Source organism: Pseudomonas sp. ADAK21 (genome assembly GCF_012935735.1).
GTDB lineage: Bacteria > Pseudomonadota > Gammaproteobacteria > Pseudomonadales > Pseudomonadaceae > Aquipseudomonas > Aquipseudomonas proteolytica.
Window position 1 is genome coordinate 7,501 of the sequence record NZ_CP052857.1, and the last position, 22,511, is coordinate 30,011.

24 protein-coding genes (1 of these 24 running past the window's edge) are annotated in these 22,511 nt (G+C 62.2%); 14 read left to right on the forward strand and 10 right to left on the reverse strand.

The window, feature by feature from the left end; translation table 11 throughout:
• Window positions 1-288, reverse strand: the 5' portion of a protein-coding gene (locus HKK57_RS00045; protein ID WP_070996203.1) for a TetR/AcrR family transcriptional regulator. The gene continues 273 nt to the left of window position 1, outside the view; only the first 288 of its 561 coding nucleotides appear in the window; the start codon lies at window positions 286-288; the stop codon falls past the left edge of the window.
• 90 nt (window positions 289-378) lie between these two features.
• Between HKK57_RS00045 and HKK57_RS00050 the strand changes: the two genes are divergently transcribed.
• Window positions 379-1,110: an SDR family oxidoreductase gene (locus HKK57_RS00050; RefSeq protein ID WP_029300657.1), complete on the forward strand. Its 732-nt coding sequence runs from the start codon at window positions 379-381 to the stop codon at window positions 1,108-1,110.
• Window positions 1,111-1,146: 36 nt separating this feature from the next.
• Window positions 1,147-1,737, forward strand: coding sequence for a 2-hydroxychromene-2-carboxylate isomerase (locus HKK57_RS00055; RefSeq protein ID WP_029300656.1), 591 nt, complete (start codon window positions 1,147-1,149; stop codon window positions 1,735-1,737).
• A 45-nt stretch (window positions 1,738-1,782) separates the two neighbouring features.
• On the opposite strand, the gene HKK57_RS00060 is transcribed toward HKK57_RS00055, so the two are convergent.
• The 3 genes from HKK57_RS00060 to HKK57_RS00070 form a co-directional block, all read right to left on the reverse strand.
• A complete protein-coding gene (locus HKK57_RS00060; protein ID WP_169389587.1) occupies window positions 1,783-3,591 on the reverse strand; it encodes an aminopeptidase P family protein in 1,809 nt (602 codons plus the stop codon).
• A 37-nt stretch (window positions 3,592-3,628) separates the two neighbouring features.
• Complete coding sequence (locus HKK57_RS00065) at window positions 3,629-4,789, reverse strand: cysteine desulfurase family protein (RefSeq protein ID WP_070996200.1); 1,161 nt, start codon at window positions 4,787-4,789, stop codon at window positions 3,629-3,631.
• Window positions 4,790-5,011: 222 nt separating this feature from the next.
• Complete coding sequence (locus HKK57_RS00070; protein WP_169389588.1) at window positions 5,012-5,281, reverse strand: hypothetical protein; 270 nt, start codon at window positions 5,279-5,281, stop codon at window positions 5,012-5,014.
• A gap of 254 nt (window positions 5,282-5,535) precedes the next feature.
• Between HKK57_RS00070 and ssuD the strand changes: the two genes are divergently transcribed.
• From ssuD to HKK57_RS00085, 3 genes are all read left to right on the forward strand, one after another.
• Window positions 5,536-6,681: an FMNH2-dependent alkanesulfonate monooxygenase gene (gene ssuD, locus HKK57_RS00075; protein WP_169389589.1), complete on the forward strand. Its 1,146-nt coding sequence runs from the start codon at window positions 5,536-5,538 to the stop codon at window positions 6,679-6,681.
• Window positions 6,682-6,744: 63 nt separating this feature from the next.
• Window positions 6,745-7,932 carry an acyl-CoA dehydrogenase family protein gene (locus HKK57_RS00080; RefSeq protein WP_169389590.1) on the forward strand — a complete coding sequence of 396 codons (1,188 nt, stop codon included), beginning with the start codon at window positions 6,745-6,747 and terminating at the stop codon, window positions 7,930-7,932.
• An 8-nt stretch (window positions 7,933-7,940) separates the two neighbouring features.
• Entirely contained in the window at window positions 7,941-9,044 is a 1,104-nt protein-coding gene (locus HKK57_RS00085) for a sigma-54 interaction domain-containing protein (protein WP_070996199.1), read from the forward strand.
• Here the strand turns inward: HKK57_RS00085 and HKK57_RS00090 are convergent.
• The gene (locus tag HKK57_RS00090; protein WP_029300646.1) at window positions 9,033-9,398 is read right to left on the reverse strand and encodes an antibiotic biosynthesis monooxygenase; all 366 of its coding nucleotides are present in this window, start codon (window positions 9,396-9,398) and stop codon (window positions 9,033-9,035) included. The two genes, HKK57_RS00085 and HKK57_RS00090, sit on opposite strands and share 12 nt — an antisense overlap.
• A 194-nt stretch (window positions 9,399-9,592) precedes the next feature.
• Here HKK57_RS00090 and HKK57_RS00095 point away from each other — a divergent pair, with 194 nt between their 5' ends.
• The 9 genes from HKK57_RS00095 to HKK57_RS00135 all read left to right on the forward strand — a co-directional run bounded on the left by HKK57_RS00095 (window position 9,593) and on the right by HKK57_RS00135 (window position 16,478).
• Window positions 9,593-10,048 carry a VOC family protein gene (locus tag HKK57_RS00095; RefSeq protein ID WP_169389591.1) on the forward strand — a complete coding sequence of 152 codons (456 nt, stop codon included), beginning with the start codon at window positions 9,593-9,595 and terminating at the stop codon, window positions 10,046-10,048.
• Between the two features lie 267 nt (window positions 10,049-10,315).
• A complete protein-coding gene (locus HKK57_RS00100) occupies window positions 10,316-11,524 on the forward strand; it encodes a PepSY-associated TM helix domain-containing protein (protein ID WP_169389592.1) in 1,209 nt (402 codons plus the stop codon).
• Window positions 11,524-12,063, forward strand: a complete 540-nt coding sequence (locus HKK57_RS00105; protein ID WP_029300641.1) for a hypothetical protein — start codon at window positions 11,524-11,526, stop codon at window positions 12,061-12,063. The genes HKK57_RS00100 and HKK57_RS00105 overlap by 1 nt, the downstream gene beginning before the upstream one ends.
• Window positions 12,060-12,389, forward strand: coding sequence for a hypothetical protein (locus HKK57_RS00110; RefSeq protein ID WP_029300639.1), 330 nt, complete (start codon window positions 12,060-12,062; stop codon window positions 12,387-12,389). Before HKK57_RS00105 ends, HKK57_RS00110 begins: the two co-directional genes overlap by 4 nt.
• Window positions 12,386-12,961, forward strand: a complete 576-nt coding sequence (locus tag HKK57_RS00115; protein WP_104912015.1) for a DUF6162 family protein — start codon at window positions 12,386-12,388, stop codon at window positions 12,959-12,961. Before HKK57_RS00110 ends, HKK57_RS00115 begins: the two co-directional genes overlap by 4 nt.
• Before the next feature lie 34 nt (window positions 12,962-12,995).
• On the forward strand, window positions 12,996-13,916 hold the full coding sequence (locus HKK57_RS00120) for a metal ABC transporter substrate-binding protein (protein WP_092235330.1): 921 nt from the start codon (window positions 12,996-12,998) through the stop codon (window positions 13,914-13,916).
• On the forward strand, window positions 13,913-14,659 hold the full coding sequence (locus HKK57_RS00125; protein WP_169389593.1) for a metal ABC transporter ATP-binding protein: 747 nt from the start codon (window positions 13,913-13,915) through the stop codon (window positions 14,657-14,659). The genes HKK57_RS00120 and HKK57_RS00125 overlap by 4 nt, the downstream gene beginning before the upstream one ends.
• A complete protein-coding gene (locus HKK57_RS00130; protein WP_029300631.1) occupies window positions 14,656-15,555 on the forward strand; it encodes a metal ABC transporter permease in 900 nt (299 codons plus the stop codon). Before HKK57_RS00125 ends, HKK57_RS00130 begins: the two co-directional genes overlap by 4 nt.
• Window positions 15,555-16,478, forward strand: coding sequence for a metal ABC transporter solute-binding protein, Zn/Mn family (locus HKK57_RS00135; RefSeq protein ID WP_169389594.1), 924 nt, complete (start codon window positions 15,555-15,557; stop codon window positions 16,476-16,478). Before HKK57_RS00130 ends, HKK57_RS00135 begins: the two co-directional genes overlap by 1 nt.
• Window positions 16,479-17,721: 1,243 nt before the next feature.
• Here HKK57_RS00135 and HKK57_RS00140 read toward each other — a convergent pair.
• From HKK57_RS00140 to HKK57_RS00160, 5 genes are all read right to left on the reverse strand, one after another.
• On the reverse strand, window positions 17,722-17,946 hold the full coding sequence (locus HKK57_RS00140; RefSeq protein WP_029298158.1) for an MbtH family protein: 225 nt from the start codon (window positions 17,944-17,946) through the stop codon (window positions 17,722-17,724).
• A 79-nt stretch (window positions 17,947-18,025) separates the two neighbouring features.
• Window positions 18,026-19,438 (reverse strand): aspartate aminotransferase family protein, encoded by a 1,413-nt coding sequence (locus HKK57_RS00145; RefSeq protein ID WP_029298156.1) that lies wholly within the window; start codon window positions 19,436-19,438, stop codon window positions 18,026-18,028.
• A 155-nt stretch (window positions 19,439-19,593) separates the two neighbouring features.
• Window positions 19,594-20,367, reverse strand: coding sequence for an N-acetylmuramoyl-L-alanine amidase (locus HKK57_RS00150; protein ID WP_029298154.1), 774 nt, complete (start codon window positions 20,365-20,367; stop codon window positions 19,594-19,596).
• 123 nt (window positions 20,368-20,490) lie between these two features.
• Window positions 20,491-21,810 carry an ATP-binding protein gene (locus HKK57_RS00155; RefSeq protein ID WP_029298152.1) on the reverse strand — a complete coding sequence of 440 codons (1,320 nt, stop codon included), beginning with the start codon at window positions 21,808-21,810 and terminating at the stop codon, window positions 20,491-20,493.
• Entirely contained in the window at window positions 21,810-22,490 is a 681-nt protein-coding gene (locus HKK57_RS00160; RefSeq protein ID WP_029298151.1) for a response regulator, read from the reverse strand. Before HKK57_RS00160 ends, HKK57_RS00155 begins: the two co-directional genes overlap by 1 nt.
• Window positions 22,491-22,511: the final 21 nt, after the last annotated feature.

The window sequence follows — 22,511 nt, forward strand, 5'->3', positions numbered from 1 at the left end:
GTGGGCCATGCTCAAATAGATCTTGAGGCAGCGGTCCAGGCGCTCTCGACTCTGCACCTCCCCTTCCCCCAAACGCGCAAGGCTTTGGCTCAACTCGTGCTCGACGATTGAGCTGAACAACGCGTCCTTGGAGGAAAAATGGCTATAGAACGCCCCTCCACTCAAGCCAATGGCCTTCATCAAACCATCCACGCCAACACTGGCAAACCCTTCTTTTTTAGCCAGGGCCGCGCTGCTCTGCAGGAGCTTATCTCTGGTTTGCTGCTTGTGACTGACTGAATAGCGCATCGCTTCTCCCCATGAATTCACCACCTTGACGCCTGCCGAAGCGTAGCATAACGTGCGTTTAGTTAACGACCGTTTACTAAAGGGTTTCCCATGACTGAAAATAAGAAAATCGTGCTGGTCGTCGGCGCAGGCGACGCTACAGGCGGCGCCATCGCCAAGCGTTTTGCCCGTGAAGGTTATGTGGCCTGCGTCACCCGACGCAGTGCCGACAAACTGCAGCCTCTGGTGAAGAGTATTCAAGCGGCCGGTGGCGAAGCCCACGGCTTTGCCTGTGATGCGCGCAAGGAGGATGAGGTGATCGCGCTGATCGAGCAGATCGAAAGCGAGCTGGGTCCGATTGAAGCCTTCGTGTTCAACATCGGCGCCAATGTGCCTTGCAGCATCCTCGAAGAAACCGCACGCAAATATTTCAAGATCTGGGAGATGGCCTGCTTCTCAGGCTTCCTGAATGCCCGGGAAGTGGCCAAGCGCATGGTGACCCGCCAGCGCGGGACTATCCTGTTTACCGGTGCCACAGCCGGGTTACGCGGCGCCGCCGGCTTCGCTGCCTTCGCCGGCGCCAAGCACGGCATTCGCGCCCTCGCTCAAAGCATGGCGCGCGAGCTTGGCCCGATGAACATCCATGTAGCCCACGTGGTAGTGGATGGCGCCATCGACACCGACTTCATCCGCGACAACTTCCCAACCAAATACGCACTCAAGGACCAGGATGGCATCCTTGATCCAGAGCATATCGCCGACAACTATTGGCACCTGCACAGCCAGCCACGGGACGCCTGGACCTTCGAACTGGACCTGCGCCCCTGGAACGAAACTTGGTAAGCACGCCTACATAACAATAAGCAGCGAGCATCCGACATGAACAAAACCCTGGAATTTTTCTTCGACCTCGGCAGCCCCACCACCTACCTGGCCTACACCCAACTGCCCGGTATCTGTGCTGAAACCGGCAGCCAACTGGTGTACCAGCCGATCCTGCTGGGCGGCATCTTCAAAGCCACCGGCAATGCCTCGCCCATCACCATTGCGGCCAAAGGCCGCTATCTGCTGCAAGACCTGGCACGCTACGCCAAGCGTTACGGTGTGCCCCTCAAGTTCAACCCGCACTTCCCCATCAACACCCTGACACTGATGCGCGCCGTCACCGGCATTCAACTACGCCAGCCAGAGCGTTTTATCGACTTCATCGACTGCCTGTTCCGAGCGTTATGGGTGGATGGACGCAACCTGGGGGATCCGGCAGTGGTAGCAGCGGTCTTGGCAGAACACGGCTTTGACCCTGCCCAGGTACTGGAACTGGCCCAGGATGAGGCAGTAAAGAACGCCCTCAAGCACAAGACCGAAGAAGCGATTGCCCGTGGCGTGTTTGGTGCGCCTAGCCTGTTTGTCGGTCAACAGCTGTTCTTCGGCCAGGATCGCCTGGATTTTGTCCGCGAAGCCTTGAGTTAACACCAGCATCCTGCTCGCAGGCCCAGACCTGCGAGCAGTCAGCCCTTATATCGCGGCCGTACGCACTTGCAACCACTCAAGCGCGGCGCCACTGAGCAACGGGCTCAAGCGTTGACGCACCTCAGCGTGGTAGTCGTTGAACCACTGCCGCTCCTCGATCGTCAACAATGACGGTACCAGGCAACGGGTATCGATCGGGCACAGAGTCAGGGTTTCGAACTTGAGGAACTCACCGAACTCGGTCTTACCCGCCTCCCGGTTCAACACCAGGTTCTCGATACGCACCCCCCAACGCCCCGGACGATAAGTGCCCGGTTCAATGGAGGTAATCATTCCCGGCTGCATCGCGGTGTGCGGCGCGGCCGCAGCCTGGTAGGCAATCACCTGCGGGCCTTCATGGACATTGAGAAAGTAGCCAACCCCGTGACCGGTGCCATGACCGTAATCCACACCTTCGGCCCAGATCGGCGCACGGGCGATGGCGTCCAGCAATGGAGAGAGAATGCCCTTGGGAAATTGCGCGCGCGACAGGGCAATCACGCCCTTGAGCACACGGGTGCAATCGCGCTTCTGCTCTTCGCTCGGCGTGCCGATTGGCACCATGCGCGTGATATCAGTGGTGCCGCCCAAGTACTGGCCACCTGAGTCGATCAACAGCAGGCCATCACCCTCGATCACCGCGTGCTCTTCTTCCGTGGCGTGGTAATGGGGCATCGCGCCATTGCCGTTGAACGCGGCGATGGTATTGAAACTCAGCGACACATAATCGGGGCGCCGGGTTCGTGCGGCAGTCAGGTGTTCATCGATCGTCAGCTCAGTGATGCGCTCGCGCCCCAGGGCCGAGTCCAGCCAGGCGAAAAACTCGCACAAGGCCGCGCCATCCTGTTCCATCGCCCGGCGAATATGTTCGGCATCCGCCAGGCTTTTGCGGGACTTGGCCAGCGTGGTCGGGTTGAGCCCTTCCACCAGCTTGACGCCACTGCCCAGGTTATCCAGCAACCCGGCAGTCACGCGTGCTGGATCCACCTGCAGGCTGGCACCGTCCGGCACTTCAGCCAGGGCCGCCGCCACTTCACTGTAGTCACGCAGTGTCACGCCATCCTGTTCCAGCACCCCACGCAACGAGGCATCGACCTTGCCGAGGGCAACAAATAGCGTTGCCTGCTGCTGGTTGATCAGGGCGAACGACACAAACACCGGGTTGAACGAAACATCTGCACCGCGCAGGTTGAACAGCCAGGCAATGTCATCCAGGGTGGCAATGAAATGCCAATCCGCGCCTTTGTCCTTCAGGCTGGCGCGCAGTGCCGCGAGCTTTTCCCCTCGGCTGACGGTGGCCTGGGGCGGCAGGTGCTGGTAGATCGGCTGGTTTGGCAGCTCCGGACGGTCAGTCCAGACCTCACTCAACAAATCGATATCAGTACGCAGGCGAGCGCCACGCTCCGCCAACTTGCTGCCCAGGGTGCGGGCCGATGCAACGGCCATCACCGCGCCGTCCACTGCCACTACCCCACCTTCTGGAGTGTTCTCACCCAACCATTCCAACGGGCCGGGCTGCCCCGGTTGCAGCTTCACCAGCTCAATACCGCTGCCGCCCAGCTCCTTGCTCGCCTGCTCCCAGTAACGGCTGTCAGCCCAGACACCGGCAAAATCAGCGGTGACGATCAGCGTGCCTACCGACCCATGAAACCCCGACAACCACTGCCGCCCCTGCCAGTAGCCCGGCAGGTATTCGGACAGGTGCGGATCGGCCGATGGCACCAGCAGGGCATCGATGCCCTCGCGCTTCATCAACTCGCGGGTATGCGCCAGGCGCTGGGGAACCGTTCCATGGGTCAAAGGCTGCGTACTCATCTTGTCTCCTGCTAACCACTAATAATTTTTATATGTTTCAAACCGCCCAGAAGGCCGGTGCGCTGGCCAGCGAGCTCTTGATCAATTGCACCGCCTGATCGATATCCTGCTCGGTGGTGAAGCGCCCCAAGCTCAGGCGAATGGTGCGACCGGCGCTGCGGGCATCATGCCCCAGGGCAAGCAGAACATGGGACGGCGCATTGCTTGCCGAATTACAGGCAGAGGTCGCCGAAAACGCGATACCGGCGCTCAAGGCCGCCGAATTGAACTCACCCTCGCTGAACGTCAGGCTCAAGGTGTGGGGAATACGCTGGGTGGCACTGCCGTTCAGGCGCACGCCGGGGATAGCCAGCACTTGCTCCAGCAGACGCTGGCGCAGGGCGACAATCCCCGCCGACTCTTCAGCAAAAAATTGCCCGGCCAACGCAAAGGCACTGCCCATGCCTGCAATCTGGTGGGTCGCCAGGGTACCCGAGCGCAGCCCACCTTCATGACCACCCCCGTGGATCTGTGCGGTGACGTTCTGCTGCGCCCGCGGCCCGACATACAACGCACCGATGCCTTTGGGGCCATACAGCTTGTGTGCAGAAAACGACATAAGGTCGACCGGCCAGCGCGCCAGGTCGATCTCGACCTTGCCCGCCCCTTGCGCCGCATCCACATGCAGCAGTGCGCCATGCTCACGCACTCGCGCGCCAATGGCCGGGATGTCGTTGAGCGTACCCAGTTCGTTGTTGACCAGCATCAACGACACCAGGAACGTGTCTTCACGCAGTGCCTGGCTGACCGCCTCGGCGGTGATCAGGCCATCGGCGTCCGGCACCAGGTAGGTCACGGCAACCCCGGCCTCCTGCAGTTGGCGCGCGGTGTCCAGCGTCGCCTTATGCTCGATCTGGCTGGTGATGATATGACCACCGGCCACGCCCCGCGCCTGGGCCACGCCCTTGAGCGCCAGGTTGTTGGATTCGGTGGCGCCCGAGGTCCAGACGATCTGTTCGGGCTGGGCGCCGACCAGCTCCGCCACCTGCCGACGCGCCTGCTCGACCGTGTGCCGGGCCTGTTGGCCAAACGCATGGGAGCTGGATGCGGGGTTACCGAAATTGGCATTGAAACCCAGGCACTCGACCATGACCTGGATGACCCGCTCATCCACCGGTGTGGTGGCGGCGTAGTCGAAATACAAAGGACGTTTATTCATGACGTTTAAAGACCCGCAGAGCATGTTCCCGAGATCAGCGTCCCAGGGGCAGCGACCAGTACAGAGATCGTCAGGTTAACCCGATCGGATGCCGTTAAAGAATTGAAAAGTGCGTAGGAACGCTCCTGAAATTGAGCTTAACAGGCTCGATGAAAAGGATGGAAAACAAAAAGCCCGAAGTTCCTGCGAAGAACTTCGGGCTCGGGACCACAGCCAACGCTTTTAGCTGGGACGGTCATGCAACATCACGTTGCGCTCTGCATTCATTTCACCCTGGCGATCAAAGCCAAAAGGTATCTGTGGCTGGGCAGACAGCTCGGCTTTCTTCTGTTGATATTCGTCAAACGACAAGCCACGGCGGTTAAGCCCTTCCATCGCCAACTGCCTGGCCTCCTCGGCGGTGTAGGGGCGCAACTCGGGTGCCGGAGGGGAGGCACAACCGGCAAGCAAAGAGGCAACCAGCAACAAGGCAACAGTGAGGTAATGGTTCATGGCGAAGGTCCTGCGAATCGGGCGTCAAGGCAATGAACACAGGCTACTCCCACGCCTTTGCAGGGAAAAATCATCCGCTGTGATAGTCGCTATCAGCCAATCCGACATATTCCTTATGGATCTATAAATAGAGAAATACGTTCGTTTACGGAATAAACCAGACGCTCTATAACGGTCCCCCAACGCCGCAACTGTTGTTTCCACAACTGTTGGCCGGGCAACACTCTCTGTTGAACATCGCTCAAGGACTTGTCATGGATGTTTTCTGGTTTCTTCCGACCCATGGCGACGGCCATTTCCTGGGGACTACCCAGGGTGCGCGCCCAGTCACCCTCAACTATCTGAAGCAAGTAGCCCAGGCCGCCGACAACCTCGGCTACCACGGCGTGCTGATTCCCACCGGCCGCTCCTGCGAAGACTCCTGGGTGATTGCCTCGGCACTGGTGCCCTTGACCGAACGCCTGCGCTACCTGGTGGCAATCCGCCCGGGGATCATCTCGCCCACCGTGTCCGCGCGCATGGCCGCCACCCTCGACCGCCTGTCCAACGGCCGCCTGCTGATCAACGTGGTGACCGGCGGCGATCCCGATGAAAACCGTGGTGACGGCAGCTTCCTCGACCACAGTGAACGTTATGAGGTGACCGATGAATTCCTCAAGATCTGGCGTCGAGTATTGCAAGGCGAGTCCGTGGACTTTGAAGGCAAACACCTGAAGGTGCAGAACGCCAAGGCCCTCTACCCGCCGGTTCAGAAACCTTACCCTCCGTTGTACTTCGGCGGCTCGTCCGATGCAGCCCACGATCTCGCCGCCGAACAGGTCGACGTGTACCTGACCTGGGGCGAACCGCCCGCAGCCGTCGCCGAGAAACTCGCCGATGTACGCGAACGTGCGGCGCGCCATGGTCGCACCGTCAAGTTCGGCATCCGCCTGCATGTGATTGTGCGCGAAACCGAAGACGAAGCCTGGCAGGCAGCCGCCAAGTTGATCGAACACATCAGCGACGAGACCGTTGCCGCCGCGCAAAAATCCTTCTCGCGCTTTGACTCCGAAGGCCAGCGCCGCATGGCCGCCCTGCACGATGGGCGGCGCGACAACCTGGAAATCGCCCCCAACCTGTGGGCCGGCGTCGGCCTGGTACGCGGAGGCGCCGGCACCGCGCTGGTAGGCAACCCACAACAAGTGGCCGAGCGGATCAAGGAATACGCCGACCTGGGCATCGAGAGCTTCATCTTCTCCGGCTACCCGCACCTGGAAGAAGCCTATCGCTTTGCCGAGCTGGTATTCCCGCTGCTGCCCGAACCCTACGCCAGCCTGGCCGGACGCGGCATCACCAACCTCACCGGGCCGTTCGGCGAAATGATCGCCAACGATGTGCTGCCTGCCACCGCAAAAGCCTGACCCACCTTTGTAGGAGCCGGCATGCCGGTGCCTACAGCGCATGTGATTTTTCAGGAGCACCGCGTGCCAGCCAAACCCCATAGCGTCCTGCCATCCCCTTTGCAAACCGCCAAGCTGCTGGCCGCCGAGTTCGCCCTCAGCGCCGTAGAGCGTGACGAGCGCGGCGGCACGCCCAAGGCCGAGCGCGATGCCCTGCGCCACAGTGGCCTGCTGGCACTGAGCATTCCCACCCAGTACGGCGGCCTTGGCGCACGCTGGAGCGAAACCCTGGAGGTCGTGCGCGAGTTCGCCAAGGTCGACAGCTCCATCGCCCACGTCTTCGGCTTCCATCATCTGATGCTGGCCACCGTGCGCCTGTTTGCCCGCCCGGAGCAATGGCAGCCCTGGTTCGAACAGACCGCCCGCAAGCACTGGTTCTGGGGCAATGCCCTCAACCCCCTGGATACGCGCACGGTGGTCAAGGACTTTGGCGGCTGGCGCGAATTCTCCGGAAAAAAGAGCTTCTGCTCCGGCGCCAGCGACTCACAGATGCTGATCGCCTCGGCAGTCGATGAAAGCGCCGGCGGCAAGCTGCTGATCGCCGCCATCCCCAGCGCACGCAGCGGCATCACCGTGCACAACGACTGGAACAGTATCGGCCAACGCCAGACCGACAGCGGCAGCACCAGCTTCGAGCGCGTCAGGGTCGAAGAGTCGGAACTGTTGCTGGACCCCGGTCCCCTGAGCACGCCGTTCGCCTGCCTGCGTCCGCTGATTGCCCAACTGACGTTCACCCAAATGTTCCTCGGCATTGCCGAAGGCGCGTTTGAGGAAGCGCGTAACTACACCCTCGCCGAAACACGGCCCTGGCATAAATCCAGCGTCCAGGATGTGCGTCAGGACCCTTATGTGCTCAGCCACTACGGCGAATTCTGGGTCGCACTCGAAGGCGTGCGCCTACTGGTACAACGGGCCGCCGAGCTGCTGGACCAGGCCTGGGCCAAGGGTCCTGCCTTGAGCGAACACGAGCGTGGGCAACTAGCGATTGCCATCGCCACGGCCAAGGTCGCCGCCACCCGCAACGGCCTGGAGCTGTGCAGCCGCCTGTTTGAGGTCACCGGCGCCCGCTCCACCCACGCCTCGCTGCGCCTGGACCGCCACTGGCGCAACCTGCGCACCCAAAGCCTGCACGACCCGGTGGACTACAAACTCCACGAATTGGGCGACTGGGCCTTGAACCAGTCCCTGCCGACGCCAACGTTCTATTCCTAGAGGTGCCCATGCAGCTTTTGACCCTACCGCCCTCGCCCGCCCTCGCCACGTCGATTCGCGCCACCGCGCAAGTCTTCGAAGACCCCAAGTCCCAGGCCCTGCTCGCGCATATCCAGCAAGTGGCCCCCAGCGAAGCCAGCGTGCTGATCATCGGCGAAACCGGCACCGGTAAAGAACTGGTGGCCCGCCACATCCACAACCTCAGCGCCCGGCGCAACCGGCCCTTCGTGGCGGTCAATTGTGGGGCCTTTTCCGAATCCCTGGTGGAAGCGGAGTTATTCGGCCATGAAAAAGGCGCGTTCACTGGCGCCCTCAGCGCCAAGGCCGGCTGGTTCGAAGAGGCCGACGGCGGCACCTTGTTCCTCGATGAGATCGGTGATCTGCCCATGGCCATCCAGGTCAAGCTGCTGCGCGTCCTGCAAGAGCGCGAAGTGGTGCGCCTGGGCTCACGCAAGAGCATTGCCATTGACGTGCGGGTACTGGCGGCGACCAATGTGCAACTGGAAAAGGCCATCAACGCCGGGCATTTCCGTGAGGACCTGTATTACCGCCTGGACGTGGTCAGCCTGGAACTGAGCCCGTTGCGCGAACGCCCCGGCGACATCCTGCCCCTGACCCGCCACTTTATCGACGCCTACAGCCAGCGCCTGGGCTACGGCCCCATCACCATCAGCCCCGAGGCCGAGCAAAAGCTCAGGAGCTACAGTTGGCCGGGCAATATCCGCGAGTTGGAAAACGTCATTCATCACACCTTGCTGATTTGCCGCAACGGTGTGATCGAGCGCGACGACCTGCGCCTCTCGAATATGCGTATCGAGCGCCAGGACGACAGCCAGCACGGGGTCGACAATAGTGCCGAAGCCTTATTGGAGCGGGCCTTCCAGAAGCTGTTTGACGAACAGGCCGGCGCACTCCATGAGAAGGTCGAAGACGCGCTGCTACGCGCCGCCTACCGTTTCAGCCACTACAACCAGGTGCACACCGCCAACCTGCTGGGCCTGAGCCGCAATGTCACGCGCACACGCCTGATCAAGATCGGTGAACTGGCGGTCAACAAGCGCCGCCCCGGGGAAAACCTGCAAGGCGAACGCATGTTGCATCTATCGATATAAGTTGCACGCCAGTGCATTGTCGGCGCTGCGCTCGATACTGCGCAGCACCTGGAATGAACCGAAGGTCACGGCCGTGGCCTGGTGGGCGCAAATCAAGGTCCAGAAGTCCCCGCCCTCGCACTCCAGGCGATTGAACGCCGCATCGCCATCTTCGCGGGTCTGCCATTGCAGGTAGTTGAGCACGCGCCGTCCATCATCACTGACCTGCACACTGGCACTCAAGAAACCCTCATGGCCTTGGGCCAGACGCTCGGTCTGCTCAGACAGCGCCGACACCAGGGCGGACTGCTGGCGAGGCTCGATCTGAAACTCGATTAATTGGGTAAACCCATGACTTTTCGCGCAAGTCTGCATGACAAATCCCCTTTAGTTGTAGGTGCCGTGCAGGGTAAGACCTCTAGTTAAGTCAAGGTCAAGCCTCTGTTCGAGAAAATGTTCAGGACGCCGTTACAGCACGGTCGTCGGCTGCCAGGAGGCGACGAAAAACTTGGCCTATAGTGAGGAAACCGGAAAAACCGGGCCCCTGAACAACCATCAAGGAGAGCGAAATGAGCGTCAAACCTATCCCCGAGGGCTATCACAGCATCACGCCCTACTTGGGTATCGACAAGGCCGCTGAAGCCATCGAGTTCTACAAGAAGGCCTTCGGTGCCACCGTTGTCATGCGCCTGGATATGCCCGATGGCAAGGTCGGCCATGCCGAGCTGCGCATTGGCGACTCGCCGATCATGCTGGCGTCACCCTGTGCCGAAATGCCGCTTGGCACCCCTGGAGAGCATCCTGCCAGTGTTGGCTTGCACCTCTATGTGGCGGACGTCGACGCGCAGTACAAACAAGCGATCGCGGCCGGCGGTACAGGCATTTGCGAACCCGAGGATCGGTTCTACGGCGATCGCTCGGGCACAGTGAAAGATCCCTACGGGCATGTCTGGTTCCTTGCCACCCATACCGAAGAACTGACCGAGGAACAGATCCGCCAGCGCGCCAAGGAGCTGTTCGCCTAAACCCAATCACCTGTAGGAGCCGGCTTGCCGGCGAAAAACCCGAGAACAATAGCAACAGGTAACCCGCGTAATCGTTGGAGATTTTCGCTGGCGAGCCAGCTCCTACAGGTGTTTGTTGCGCATTGGAAACATTTGCTTTCATTTCCGCCTTAGGGTTTTGCGATTCTCATCCGTCTTAACTTAGATACAGCCCGTCGCGTAAGCAAAAGCTACGACCGGCCTTTCCCGGGCCTTTTCTGCCCCCCTCCAATCAAGACCCTCCTAGACATGTCGAAGAAGTCACGCTCCAAACTCTGGTTTCTCGTACACAGCTGGCTGGCATTGCCCATCTGGTTCTTCGTACTGATCGTCTGCGTCACCGGGACCCTGGCGGTGGTCAGCCAGGAAATCGTGTGGCTGGCCAACCCGGAAATGCGCGCCAGCAAGCCGTCGGACGATGCCGAACTGCTCACTTACGACCAAATCCTGGCTGCGATCAAGCAGGCCGAGCCCAAGGCCATTGTCGAGTCCATCGTCCGTCCGGACGAGTCGCACTTTGCCCTCGACGTCGACATCAGCTACCCCGATGGCCGCTCCGTGGCGGTCTACGTCAACCCGTATACGGGGGTCATCCAGGGCATCAGCCCATCGTTCAACTTCCGCCAGTTCACCCGCGCCCTGCATGGCTGGTGGCTGGTGCCGTTCACCAATGGCTTCAGCTGGGGCTGGTACCTGGTGTCATTCCTTGGGTTGCCGATGCTCGCGTCGCTGGTCACTGGCCTGGTGGTGTACAAGCGGTTCTGGAAAGGTTTCTTCAAGCCCACCCTGCGTTTCAAGCACGGCGCGCGGATTTTCTGGGGGGATTTCCACCGTCTGAGCGGCATCTGGTCGATCTGGTTTATCGCGGTGATCTCCATCACCGGCACCTGGTTCTTGATCCAGGCGATTCTCTCGGACAACCAGATCACCATCTCCAGCGAGGCCGTCGTGCCGGTGATCGCCCGGGACAAAGTGCCGTTGTCGGCGCCTGGCGTACCGCCACCGACGATCGCGCTGGACGATGCCATCAACATTGCCAGCCAGCGCATCCCGGGGTTCGACGTCAGCTTCGTCGGCCTGCCGAGCAATGCCTACAGCCACCTGAGTATCGGCGGCCGTGGCTGGTATCCGCTGATGTTCCAGACCGCCGACATCAACCCCTACAACGGTGAAATTGCCGCCACACACCTGCTGTCCGACCGCTCGGGCCTGGAGTTCGTCACTGAGTCCATGCGCCCGTTGCACACCGGCGACTTTGGCGGGATCTGGATCAAGCTGGTCTGGTTCTTCTTCGGCCTGTTGCTGAGCATGATGGTGCTCAGCGGTCTGTTGATCTGGAGCAAGCGCACCGCCCTGGCTACGCTGCACGCTCTCAAGCGCAGCAGCAAGGCTACGCGCAACCCTGCGTCAGCCAACCCCATCGGCGCCCTGCAGGCTGAAACTTCGGAGGGCAAGTAATGAGCAAGGCCACCACCGTACAAGCGCCCTCGCCGCTGCGCGCCTTCTGGCTCAAATGGCGGTTCCACATCAATATCCTGTTGTTGCTGGTACCCCTGGGCTTTATGCCCAAGTACTTTGCCGACGCCGCGCTGTTTCGCGGCGACGCCGGCCTGGGCGAGCGCGAGATAGGCGAGGTGCAGGTCGGCCCATGGAGCATCACCCTGGCTGAGCTACGCAATGAAGCGCCCCGCCCCAATCCGGCCGGGCCGATGAAATCCTTCAATGCCGCCCTGTGCGCCACCTGTGGCGATCAGGTCAAGGCCACTTACCTGCGCATCGGCAAACCCCGCAGCCTGCGGGCCGCCGGAGTGATTTTCTTCGGTACCCCGTACCGCATGGGCGCCGCCCTGCCAATCCCCGAACGCACCCCGCCCGACGCCGAACTGTGGATCACCATGGAAGGCTGGGACGGCAGCATGCAACAGGCTTCCATTCCCTTGAGTCAGGCTTCGCCTGCCACTGTCGCCTGGTTGAACAAGCAAGGAGTCAAACCATGAACCTACTGCGCCTGACCCGCACCTGCGCCGTGCTGGCCCTCAGCCTGGGTGCGAGCAACTACGCCCTGGCCCACAACCCGATGTGCGAATGCAAGGAAATCCCCGGCGAGCAGATCCAGTGCACTGGCGGCTTCTCCGATGGCAGCGGCGCGCCTGGCGTGACCCTGGATGTGATCGGCTACGACGAAACCATCCTGGTGCCCGGCAAGCTGGGGGCCGACTCGACGTTGACCTTCAAGAAACCTGCCAGCGAGTTCTACGTGCTGTTTGACGCCGGTCCCGGCCACGTTGTCGAGATCGACCAAGCGGATATCCAGGCACCATGACCCGCGTGAGCCCAGGCAACACCCAGGTTGTCCGGCCGGCCGGTGCCGGCCACGAGACCCTCTACGTCCTGTTGCTGTGCCTGATCATCCTGGCCGTCGCCGGCACCGTGGTGTCGCTGCATGGCGAAACCCAGGAAGTCGCGGCCGTGCCCAGCCACCAACTGGACGCCCGTCGCGACTTGAGCGCCGCCGAGCAAGGCATCTACGCCGACCTGCGGGTGACCCTGGATGAAATCCAGTTGCTGGCGCAGGAACAAAGCGCGCTGCCGACGCCCGCACAACTGGCAGAAGAAGGCTTCGCGCCCTTCGCCCAGGACGCCAGTTCGGTCAGCCGTGGCGACCACCGCTGGCAGTTGTTGGCGCCTTCTGCGTACCTGGGCTTGAGCCAGGCCAATGACACCAGCGGTTCACTGCTGATGCGCGTGAACGGTAGCGAGCCGGATATCTGGCTCAACCGCAGCGCCAATCTGGCTGCCCCCACCGACCTGAGCGACCAGGGGCTGATCGCCGCTGGCTGGCAGCAGGTCGTTGCGCAATTCGACGCTGGCGTCACCCGCCAGCATCGCCACTGAATTCACGCTGTCTCCGAGAGAAGATCGATTACCCATGTCTATGTCATCTCCCTTGCTCCGCCTGCTGCTGGTGGGCCTGTTCAGCGTCTTGCTGACCCCACTGGCCAATGCCGAGGCGGCCAAGCGCCTGCGTATCGGTATCACCCTGCACCCTTACTACAGCTACGTGGCGAACATCGTCGGCGACAAGGCCGAAGTGGTGCCGCTGATTCCGGCCGGCTTCAACCCCCATGCCTACGAGCCGCGCGCCGAAGATATCAAGCGCATTGGCACCCTGGACGTGATCGTGCTCAATGGCGTTGGCCATGATGACTTTGCCGACCGCATGATCGCCACCAGCGAGCGCCCGGACATCCCGGTGATAGAAGCCAACGCCAATGTGCCGTTGCTGGCGGCCACCGGCAACGCAGCCCGTGGCGCCGGCAAGGTGGTCAACCCGCACACTTTCCTGTCCATCAGCGCCTCCATTGCCCAGGTCAACAACATCGCCCGGGAACTGGGCAAGCTCGACCCGGACAACGCCAAGGCCTACACCCAGAATGCCCGCGCCTATGGCAAGCGCCTGCGCCAGATGCGCGCCGATGCCCTGGCCAAACTCACCAGCGCGCCCAACGCCGACCTGCGCGTGGCCACGGTGCATGCCGCTTACGACTACCTGTTGCGCGAGTTCGGCCTGGAAGTGACCGCCGTAGTGGAACCGGCCCATGGCATCGAGCCAAGCCCGAGCCAACTGAAGAAAACCATCGACCAACTGCGCGAACTGGACGTGAAGGTGATCTTCTCGGAGATGGATTTCCCGTCCTCCTACGTCGATACCATCCAGCGCGAGTCGGGGGTCAAGCTGTACCCGCTGTCGCATATTTCCTACGGTGAATACAGCGCCGAGAAGTATGAAGTGGAAATGACCGGCAACCTCAATACCGTGGTCCGCGCCATTCAGGAGTCGGGGGCATGACGGCGGCTGAACACCTGAGTGTGGCCAGCATCGGCCCAACGATTGAATTCGATAACGTCTCGCTGACCCTGGGCCGTACCGCGATCCTCGATAACGTCAGCTTCCAGGTGCAACCGGGCAGTATCCACGCCCTGGTCGGCCCCAACGGCGGCGGCAAGAGCTCGCTGATCAAGACGCTGCTGGGGCAGACCCCGCACCAGGGCCAACTGAGCCTGCATTGGCCGGGAACTCCCGGCACCATCGGCTACGTGCCCCAGGCCTTGGAATTCGACCGGGGCCTGCCGATGACCGTCGATGACTTCATGGCCGCGATGTGCCAGCGGCGCCCGGCCTTTCTCGGCCTGTCCCGGCATTACGCCGGCGCAATTGGCGAGGCGCTGGAGCGCGTGGGCATGCAAGACAAGCGCAAGCGTCGCATGGGCGCGCTGTCCGGCGGTGAGCGCCAGCGTGTGTTGCTGGCCCAGGGCTTGATCCCGGCGCCGCAACTGCTGGTGCTCGATGAACCGATGTCGGCCCTCGACGAAGCCGGGATCCAGGTGTTCGAACGCCTGCTGGGCGACTGGCGCCAGGCCGGGATCACCGTGCTGTGGATCGAACACGACCTGGAGGCCGTCGGTCGCCTGGCGGACCGTGTCACCGGCCTGAACCGCCGCTTGCTGTTCGACGCCACGCCCAAAGAGGCACTGACCCCGGAGCGCCTGCTGACGCTGTTTTCCACTCACCCACGGAGCGCAGCCCAATGAGCTACGAAGCCTTTCGCTTGATGGTCCAGGGCTGGGCCTCGTCCGGCTACCTGCCCGAAGCCCTGGCCTATGGGTTTGTGGTCAACGCCCTGCTCGCCGGCCTGCTGATCGGCCCGGTGCTGGGTGGCCTGGGCACGCTGGTGGTGGTCAAGCGCTTTGCGTTCTTCTCCGAAGCTGTCGGCCACGCCGCACTCACCGGCGTGGCCGTGGGCATTCTGCTGGGGGAACCCTACACCGGGCCTTACGGCAGCCTGTTCGGTTACTGCCTGTTGTTCGGCATCCTGCTCAACTACCTGCGCAACCGCACCGGCCTGGCCCCCGATACGCTGATCGGCGTGTTCCTCTCGGTGTCCCTGGCGCTGGGCGCAAGCCTGTTGCTGATCCTGGCGGGCAAGATCAACGTACACATCCTGGAAAACGTGCTGTTTGGTTCGGTCCTGACCGTCAACGGCAATGACCTGCTGGTGCTGGCGATTGTCGGGTCACTGGTGATGGCCCTGGCGCTGCCGCTGTACAACCGCATCATGCTCGCCAGCTTCAACCCACAGCTCGCCGCCGTGCGTGGTGTGGCCGTGAAGACCCTGGACTACCTGTTCGTGATCCTCGTGACCCTGATCACCGTGGCGGCAGTCAAGGTCATCGGCGCGATCCTGGTGGGAGCCCTGCTGGTGATTCCGGCCGCTGCGGCGCGCCTGTTGAGCCAGTCGCTCAAGGGGTTCTTCTGGATCTCGGTGGTGATTGCCACGGTCAGCACCCTGTGCGGGATTCTGCTGCCGATCATCTTCGACCTGCCCATCCCGTCCGGTGCCGCGATCATCCTTGTCGCCGGCATCGCCTTCGCCCTGGCCGCCATTGCGCGCGGCACGGTCCCCAGCCTGAAAGGGAATCTTGGATAATGCGCCCTGTTCTACGCCCCCTGGCCCTGGCCATCGCTTGCCTGATCAGCCCTGCGCTGCTGGCAGCCGCCCCTGCCAAACCACTGCCGGCCGCCGCCCAATCGGCCAAACCGGTCAAGGTCCTGGCGGCCTTGCCCGTAACCTACGGCCTGGCCGAAACCCTGCTCAAGGGCACCCAGGTCAAGCTTGAACGCGCAGCCCCGGCCAACCTGCCGGGTTCGCGCCAGACCTCCTACTTTACCGGCCGCGGTGCGCCGGCCCTGCACACCCTGGCGCTGGACGCCGACGCCACGATCGGCCTGCGTTCGCTGTGGCCGGATGACCCGCTGTACCCAGTGGCCCGGCGCAGCAATATCCGCATCGTCGAAGTGGACGCCGCACGCCCGGTAGACGGTGGTTTGCCGGGCGTGGCCCTGCAACCGGGGACGGTGGATGGCCTCAACAGCCAACCGTGGCAATCGAGCAACAACCTGGGGCGCATGGCCGATGTCATGGCCGCTGACCTGAGCCGCCTGGCGCCTGGCGCCAAGGCACAAATCGACAGCAACCTGGCCAGCCTCAAGCAACGCCTGCTCAAGCTCACTGCCGACAGCGAGGCACGCCTGGCCCAGGCCGACAACCTGAGCGTGGTCAGCCTGAGCGATCATTTTGCTTATCTGGTGAGTGGGTTGAACCTGGAGTTGGTCAGCACCGATCCGCGACCGGATACCGAATGGTCCGCCGAGGCGTTGCAAACATTGACGACCAGCCTGAAGGACAACGACGTGGCACTGGTACTGCACCATCGTCAACCGACTGAGGCAGTGAAAACGGCCATCAGCGCGGGGGGATCGAAGCTGCTGGTGCTGAGCACTGACGGCGCAGACCCGGTGGCGGAACTGGAAGGGAATGTGGATCAGGTGATCAAGGCGTTGGCGCCCTGAAAGCACTGCAATACCTATGTGTGCGGGCTTGCCCGCGATGGCGGTGTATCAGTCAACTAATGTATCGACTGACACTTTGCCATCGCGGCATAGGTATCTACACAACTACGCCGCAACGCCTAAATCCAGGCAGATAGCGCAGTTGTGGCGAGCGGGCTTGTCGGGACGCCGCATCGCCCGCGCTGGGCTGCAAAGCAGCCCTAAACCCGGCCATCGCGGTTTATCTGAAGAAACGCGGGGGGCTTTTTGGGGCTGCTTCGCAGCCCAGCGCGGGCGATGCGGCGTCCCGACAAGCCCGCTCGCCACGGGGAGTTCGTCAGTTTCTGAAAGTTGTGTAGATACCCATGGCCATCGCGGCATGAGTATCTACACAACTCGCTCTTCTGAGTATGTGTACATATCCGTTGCCGCGGTCGCGGCGGGTATGGGTTCCGCCCTTACGGCGGCTCACTTTTGAACAGCGCAAAAGTAAGCAAAACGCTCTTGCCCCACCACTCGGTGCCTCGCCTAGGCTCGGCATGCCCGCAGTCAGGCATTGCTCCGTGGGCCCGCCGCGATCGGCCATCCATGGCCGTGTCGCGGCTACCCCGGCATCCTGCCGGGGTGCCCACTACGCAATACCTGCCTGCGGCCATCGTGGTTTGACGGGGCGCCTAAGATCAAAAGCCAGATCAAAAACAGAGCAACAGCAACGCCAGAGCGCGAAGCTGCATTCCCCTGTGGGAGCGGCGGTGCGACTTACTCGCGAATGCGGTGTATCAGTCAATATATCCATCACTGACCCACCGCATTCGCGAGCAAGCCCGCTCCCACAAGGGGCACGCGCACGATTCGACGATCAGGTCGGCTGTCAGGCCGCCTCGCTCTGCTTGTGATTTTGATCTTAGCGCCCCGTTGAACCACGCTGGCCGTCATCCGATATTGATTTGGGGGGTAAACCGGCAGGACGCCGGTTTAGCCGCGCTGGGCCATGGATGGCCCATCGCGGCGGCCCCCCAAATCAATGTCGGATTACGGGCACACCGAGCCTAGGCGAGGTGCCGAGTGGTGGGGCAAGAGCGTTTTGCTTACTTTTGCGCTGTTCAAAAGTGAGCCGCCGTAAGGGCGGAACCCATGGCCGCCGTTACCGCAGCAATGGATATGCCCCCTACATCAGCGCAAAACCCAGAGCCCAGAAGTATCAGAGAGTTGTGTAGATACTCATGGCCATCGCGGGCAAGCCCGCCCCCACATTTTTTTGCGTTCAGCCAGCGATTGCCTGGGCATCCATCTTCTGGCGCAGGCTCAACGGCCGCATATCAGTCCACACCTCTTCGATGTAGGCCAGGCACTCTTTTTTCATCCCGCTTTTACCCACGGTACGCCAGCCTTCTGGCACGGCTTTGTAGTCGGGCCAGATGGAATACTGTTCTTCATGGTTGACCACCACCTGGAACAGGATGTCTTCGCGGTCAAATACTGAGGTCATTGCGGTTCTCCGTCACTCAAAGGCTGCCACGCACTGCGCGTGGCTGATGTATGTAGGAACGTACGACAGCAGCGGAAAATTAGAGACTCGCCACGGCTGCCGCCAGTGCCCGCCCAAAGATCTCTGCCACCCGGTCGATTTGTGCGGCGGTGATGACCAGAGGGGGAAGGAAACGCACCACGCTGCCATGGCGCCCGCCCAGCTCCAGGATCAAACCACGCTTGAGGCATTCACGCTGTACCAGCGGCGCCAATTGCCGATGGACCGGCGGGTGGCCCTGGACGTCGGGCGTGCCGCTCGGGTTGACCAGTTCCACCCCGAGCATCAGGCCACGCCCGCGAATGTCCCCCAGTTGCGGGAAGTCGCGCTGCAGGATGCGCAGGTGCTCAGCCAGGCGCTCCCCCATGGCCGCCGCATGATCAGCGACGTTGTGTTCCTTGAGGTAGCGCATCACTGCCGAACCCGCCGCCATGGCCATCTGATTACCACGGAAGGTGCCGGCATGGGCGCCCGGCAGCCAGGTGTCGAGCCACTCGCGATACACCACCACCGCCAGCGGCAGACTGCCACCAATGGCTTTGGACAGCACCACCACATCCGGGACAATGCCCGCATGCTCAAAGGCAAACATCTTGCCGGTGCGCCCAAAACCGCTCTGGATCTCATCGACAATCAGCGCCACACCGGCCTGCTCGGTAATCCGCCGCAGGCCGCGCAGCCAGTCGAGGTCGGCCGGAATCACACCGCCCTCGCCCTGCACCACTTCGACGATCACTGCCGCCGGCAGCAATACGCCCGCCTCCGGATCGGTGAGCAGGTTTTCCAGGTAATGCAGGTTGACCTTGACCCCTTCTGCCCCGCCCAGGCCGAACGGGCAGCGGTAGTCATAGGGGAATGGCAAAAACTGCACACCGTTGGACAGCAAGGCACCCAACGGTTTTTTCGGCCCCAGGCTGCCCATCAGGCTCAACGCGCCCTGGCTCATACCGTGATAACCGCCCTGGAACGACAACACCGTGCTGCGCCCCGTGGCGGTACGCACCAGTTTCAGCGCGGCTTCCACCGCATCGGTGCCGGTGGGGCCGCAAAACTGGATCTTTGCCTCACGCGCCAGTTCAGCGGGTAGCAGGCCGAACAGGTCTTGCACAAACTGATCCTTGACCGGCGTGGTCAAGTCCAGGGTATGCAGGGGCAACTCGTCCAGCAGCACCTGTTGGATCGCCTCGATCACCACCGGGTGGTTATGCCCCAGCGCCAATGTACCGGCCCCGGCCAGGCAGTCGATAAAGCTGCGGCCTTCAACGTCCTCGACATAAATACCCTTGGCCCGCTTGAGCGCCAGGGGAATGCGCCGGGGGTAGCTGCGCGCATTGGACTCCTGCTGCCGCTGGCGGGCCAGCAGCGGTGATTCATCGAACTGGTAAAGCGTTTCTGCTGGAGTCGGGCTGGCCGATGCCAGCGAATCCTCAATGCGACTGGTAGCGACTGACATCTCTAGATCCCTCAATACGCTGATGATGGTGACCAAACTGCCAACCCGTTGACGTCTGGCCCCCAAAGGGCGTGCGCACGGATTTCCTGTTCTGGAAACGCATCAGCGGCGTGGGGATTTACACCAATGCCTGCGAAAAACCGGCAAATGACCGGTCACTCACCGGCACTGGTGTACTTTTCATTCAGCGCATAAAGAATCGCGCAGGTCTCGATATCCAGTTGTCCGCGATAGTCGGCGGGCCGAAAGTGCATCTGGAAGGCGCGCACCCGCTGCTGGAACGCCAGGCGGTTTTTCGCCGGGGCGTAGCCGTAGCGCTGGAAGGCCCGTTCGATCTCCACTTCCTGCGGCAACCCCATGCGAAAGCGCCGCTCATAGGCACCCTTGGCGCCTTCATCAAACCAGGCGCCAATGCCCGCCTTGAACAAACCCTGCCAGGGCAACTGTGGCCCGGGGTCACTTTTGCGCCAGAACGCCACATCCGCATGGCCGACGATATCGGTGGCGCCTATCTGCGGATGACGCGCGCAAATGTCGTGGATCAGCGCGATCAGTACCTCGACTTGCTCTGGATCATAGGCAGGGAAGGTAAATACCCCCTCATCATCGCGGGCCAGGTTAACGATCTCGATGCCGATGGAGCGACTGTTGACGTTATCGCGGCCCGCCCAATGACTGGCTCCCGCATGCCAGGCGCGCTGGTGCTCACCCACCAGTTGGAACACCCGCAGCTCGTCGTAGCCGGCGTTGCGATAGCTGGCCTCGTGGGGATCGGGCAACAGGTAATGGGCACTGACACCCTGCTGGGTCAGGGTACGCAGGGAGCAGGCAAAGGGCGCGGCGGTGTAATGCACAACCAACTGGCGCACGGCTTCGCCATTGCGCTGATTAAAATCCTGGGCGGGATAAGTGGAATCGATGACCAACATAGGCGCTGTCCTTTTCAATACAGGCTGAGTCATTCAGCCGGCAAACCTACAAACACAAAAATTACCGCCATCCTGAAGCGTCGGGCCTGAGGATGGCGGTAGTTACGTGTATGCAAGGAAGGATCAGCGCCGCAATGGCATACCGAGTTCGACGCGCAGGCCGTCGGGCTGGCTGTCGAAGGCCAGGGAACAGGAACAGCGCTGGACAATCGCCTGAACGATGGCCAGGCCCAGGCCACAACCGCCGCTGTTGCCATTGCGCCAGAAACGCTGGGTCAGGTGTTGCAGGTCTTCGCTGGAGATCGGCGCGCCATGGTCGCGCACGCGGAACACGACTTGATTGCCCTGGGTGAACACGCTCAGCTCCACCCGTGTATCGGCCGGGGTATGGCGCAGGGCGTTATCCAACAAATTGCGCAACGCGGCAACCGCCAGGCCCACGGGCATTTCCACCGGGTCCTGGGGCAGGTTGTCGGGCAGGATCAGGTCGATACGCCGATTATCCCCGGCATTGGCGTCCTGGATCGCCAGGCGTGCCACTTGCTCGGCGCTGGACTGCAAGCCGTCATCAAACGACAGGCTGCCCTCGACCCGCGCCAGCAGCAGCAATTGCTCAAGGGTGCGATGCAGGCGGTCGGCGCCCTCCTCGGCGTGGGCCAGGGACTGGTCGCGGGCGGCGCCTTCGGTCATGCGCGCCACTTGTAGATGGGTCTTGATCGCCGTGAGGGGGCTGCGCAACTCATGGGCAGCATCGCCGGTCAGCCGGCGCTCACGCTCGATGGTCTTGGCGATGCGTTGCAGCAGTTGGTTCTGGGTGTCGAGCAACGGCTTGAGCTCGCTGGGCAACGGATGAATCTGCAACGGCTCAAGGGAGTCGGCGCTGCGCCGCATCAAGGCATCGCGCATGCGGTTGAGCGGCACCAGGCTCTGGCCGATCCCCAGCCACAACAGGCACAGGCAGCCCAACAGGGCCACGCCCACCGGTACCGAGGCCGCCAACAGGATCGACATATTCAGCGCCTCGCGCTCTACCTGGCGGTCGGCGGTGGTGATAAACAGATCGCCGCGGGCCAGGGTAAAGGTGCGCCAGGCGGCACCGTCGATGATCTGGTCACGAAAACCGCTCTGCCGGGACTCCAACCCCTGGTCCGGGGTGGTGTGGCTACGGGCCAGGACTTCGCCACGCAACGAACTGACCTGGCACGCCATGCCACCGGGCACATTCAATTGCTCAGCACCAAAGCGCTTGCCCTCGCCGACGCTGGCCAGGCCCGGCATCTGCTCCATCAGCCCGGCCACCATGCGCGCCGAGGCCACCAGCCGCTGGTCCAGGGAAAACATCATCTGGTTACGCAAGTCGTTGAGCATCCAGGCCGCCGCCAGCACCCAGATCAACACAAAAGCGGCGCCCAGCTTGAATGTCAGGCGCAGGCGCAGGCTCATCACGAGGCGTCATCTCCAGCATCCGCCGGGCCCAGGCGATAGCCCAGGCCGCGCACGGTCTCGACAATGCCGTTGCCCAACTTACGGCGCAGGTGGTGGATATGCACGTTCAAGGCGTTGCTTTCCAGCTCATCGTTGAAGCCATAGACGCTGTCTTTGAGTTGCTCGCTGGACAGCACGCGGCCACGGTTGTGCAGCAGTGCCTGCAGCAACGCCTGTTCGCGACGGGAAAGGTCCACCGGCTTGCCGCCCAGCAGCGTTTCCCGGCTGCTGGGGCTGTAACTCAGGCGGCCATGTTCGATCAGGTCGACGCTACGCCCAGCCACCCGGCGCAGCAGGGTCTGCAGGCGGGCGGCCAATTCGCGCAGGTCGAAAGGCTTGAGCAGATAATCGTCGGCGCCGGCTTGCAGGCCGTCGACACGGTTGGTCACCGAATCCCGTGCGGTGAGGATCAGCACCGGAATTTCCAGGCCTGCACTGCGTTGTTGCTGCAACAGTTTGAGGCCGTCCTCATCGGGCAGGCCGAGGTCCAGCACCATGATGTCGAACTGCGCTGCCTTGAGCATCGCCCGGGCGGCCGCTGCCGTGCCCACGCGCTCGACGGTAAAGCCCTGGGCACCAAGACCGGCAACGATGCCACTGGCGATCAGTTCATCGTCTTCACAGACCAGTACGTGCATGGTGAGCCCTTTGCAAAAGTG